Source organism: Streptococcus sp. SM3, assembly GCF_027497875.1.
On sequence record NZ_JAJNSA010000188.1, the window covers coordinates 1 to 2,122 of the forward strand.

At 37.8% G+C, this 2,122-nt stretch carries 3 protein-coding genes and 1 pseudogene; all 4 read right to left on the reverse strand.

From position 1 onward, the window contains the following. Positions 1-502 (reverse strand): T7SS effector LXG polymorphic toxin (locus PAN06_RS13930; RefSeq protein WP_269796625.1); only part of this gene is annotated, 502 nt, incomplete at its 3' end. A gap of 272 nt (positions 503-774) precedes the next feature. Continuing rightward, entirely contained in the window at positions 775-1,125 is a 351-nt protein-coding gene (locus PAN06_RS13935) for a hypothetical protein (protein WP_049510033.1), read from the reverse strand. 19 nt (positions 1,126-1,144) lie between these two features. Further along, positions 1,145-1,495 carry a hypothetical protein gene (locus tag PAN06_RS13940; RefSeq protein WP_269796626.1) on the reverse strand — a complete coding sequence of 117 codons (351 nt, stop codon included), beginning with the start codon at positions 1,493-1,495 and terminating at the stop codon, positions 1,145-1,147. Beyond that, positions 1,482-2,122, reverse strand: a pseudogene (locus PAN06_RS13945) (hypothetical protein); the annotation flags it as partial. The pseudogene PAN06_RS13945 and the gene PAN06_RS13940, both read right to left, overlap by 14 nt.

Consider the following 2,122-nt stretch of genomic DNA (forward strand, 5'->3'; position numbering starts at 1 on the left):
GATTACTTTCATACTGGATGATCGAGTTGTCCAAGTTCTTGACCTGATTCATGAGAAAGTTATAGTTCATGACCGTACTGGTATGACTGCTTCCTGAATAGCTCACCAAGTCTGAAATCTTGTCCTTGGTCGTGTTCAAGAGCTCAATCTCACTCTTTAGATTGTCACGTGAACTCTTTAAATCACTATGAAGGGTTGTAAACACCTGACCTGGTAACTTTGCATGATTGCTTGAATCAATCTGGTAGTAACCATCCTTGTACAGTAGGAGATTAGTTGAGTAGTCATTCATCAGGTTGACCAGAGTTTGAAGAAGAGTCCCATGCACCTCTACTAGGTAACTGCGCATACTCGAGATGGCCTGACCTTGGAGATTTTGATTGTTGATGAAGTCGCTCATAGCCTTATTTAGACTAGCGATGTCCTCTTCCCAAGCATTCATCGTCTTTTGACTTTCCACTTGAACAGAGATAATATCATCAAATTTTATCTTGTAACTCATAGAACCTCCCTACTGCAAGCCAGAAAACATTGTTTGTCCCAATACAGTATCTGTACGGGCCAACTCTTTTCCTGTAGCGGACATCAAGGCGATGTCTGTTCCCAATAAGGACGTATAGCTCGTCATCAACTGATAGAGCTCATTGAATTGTTTTAAAGAGAATTCTATTTAAAGTAAGAGTTTACCAATGGTTTATTGGTAAACTCTTGTTTCATTTATTCTATCATAGAAAGGCGAACTTGCCTGTTGTAAAACTATAGTTTAAACAGATTTTACAACCATCCCTTAGTTTTTAAGAATTCATCAGGAATGCGTAATTCAATCTCTGCCATGATTTCTTTTAAGTAGTTATCCCAATCCTTTGTTCCCATATAGCTACGCATTTTGCTTTCAAGCGATGCTCCAAATTCATCACCCAAATCAATAGAGAACCCACATAAATCATTGTCATAATTAAATTGAACCCAATAGTAGTCATAGGCCCTAAATATGAGGCGTAATATATAATGATTTGGGACATCGACCAATTCACAAATGGTTACATCAGAGGCCCTATCTCCAAAAGAACGCTCAATCCGTTCAATTACTTCTTGTTTTATAGCTTCCATACTTTCTCGAACCATACCAATACCTCCTTCTTTTTTATCGCCAACCCTTGGCTTTTAGATATTTCTCTGGGATATACGACTCGATTTTTGTCATGATTTCTTTTAAATAACTGTCCCAATCGCTTATTTCACTGTAACGACTATTTTCCTTAGACAGCAGTAAACCCTCGTCACCATTGAAAAAAACATAAATCTCGAAGAAATCATTCTCGTACTGAAATTTTACCCCGGCAAAATTATAGACGCGGAACTTCAGTTTGAAAGTATGATGATTTGATTCATCAATCATATCATAAATCACTATACCATCAATCTTATCTTTAAATATTCTTTCAACTACATCACAGATTTCGTCCGATAAAATATCCATATTATTTAATTCCATACCAGTAGTCCCCTTTTGGTTTTAATCGCTTATATCCATGTTGTTCCATCAAATAATCCCATTCCCATCTTATAGCTGATTTTTCATACATCTTCAACGTCGGATCATGAGAAAATCGAATAGTCTTGCCTTGCGCAACCGCATCATCTAGTGCAGGTTGATTGAAATATTTGAACATGTCTCTACCTTCTGCATCCAAACCATATTCAACTGTAATTTTATTCCAATCATCTCCTAAACTGAAGTAAGTGGTATCTCCAGCCTTGCTGATGTATGAATTTGGACCAGGTGTACTCCAATCTTGAGTCCCGTCAGGTCTAATTGTAGGTTCATATTTACCTAATGTCATTGTATCCGAGTCAGGGTTGATAACACTCTTCGTCCGATACATTTCATACTCTTCCAGTGGCATATTTTTTATTGGAGATTTGGAAGTATTCCGATTCCAACTATCAATTATAGATTTTTCCTTCGCTACATACTGTTTAAACTTCGAACTCTCCCTCGCAAGTTTACTTTCTTCCAGATTCTTCAGAATCTGTTCGCGGTTATACTTCGGTGCTTCGACATCGTGCACCCCCTTCACCTTCGGAAGTTCCCGACTAACTAATGGGGATTTGTTTAAGC

Excerpts from the sequence above, each read along its gene's own strand:
- PAN06_RS13940 (WP_269796626.1), bottom strand. The coding sequence starts at position 1,495 with ATGGAATTAAATAATATGGATATTTTATCGGACGAAATCTGTGATGTA.
- PAN06_RS13935 (WP_049510033.1), bottom strand. The coding sequence starts at position 1,125 with ATGGTTCGAGAAAGTATGGAAGCTATAAAACAAGAAGTAATTGAACGG.